The sequence below is a fragment of the Vibrio sp. 10N.222.49.C9 genome (genome assembly GCF_041474985.1).
Classification (GTDB): Bacteria; Pseudomonadota; Gammaproteobacteria; order Enterobacterales; family Vibrionaceae; genus Vibrio; species Vibrio crassostreae_C.
The window spans coordinates 1-477 of sequence record NZ_JBFRVD010000386.1 but is presented as its reverse complement, the minus strand read 5'-3'; the positions used below and the strand labels follow the sequence as shown (position 1 = coordinate 477).

Annotated in this window: 1 protein-coding gene; it reads left to right on the top strand. The window is 47.2% G+C overall.

The window, feature by feature from the left end; translation table 11 throughout:
• Positions 1–41: 41 nt before the first annotated feature.
• Positions 42–477, top strand: a 436-nt coding sequence (locus AB4585_RS23625) for a polysaccharide lyase family 7 protein (protein WP_372171204.1), incomplete at its 3' end; no start/stop codon positions are given.

The window sequence follows — 477 nt, the reverse complement described above, 5'->3', positions numbered from 1 at the left end:
TGAGGTTCTTACACTATTCATTAATTAAAAAAAGCATAAATATGAAACTACAAACAAAAACTCTAATCGCTACTTTTTTGGCAACCACTCTATCCTCACACGCATTCGCCCAATTGGACCCAAACAAAGCTCCATCGGAAAACTTCGATTTGACCCACTGGAAACTGAACGTTCCCATTGAAGATGTAAAGCCTGAGCGCAAAGGCTTGGTCATGGAGGTTTCTGCCGCTGAGCTTAACGAGGGTTACACTCATCCAGAATGGTTCTACACCGACCCGCAAAGCGGAGCGCTAGTATTTGTTGCACCGAACAAAGCGATGACTACGCCAAACTCTAGTAACGCTCGCTCTGAGCTGCACGCCATGCTGGCCGACAATCCAGAGGTGGGTACCTATGAGCCAGCAAATAACTTTGCTGTAGCCTCAAACAAAAATGCTGAAGACTATGCGGCGGTTGGCGGAAAGCTGAGCGCTGAGC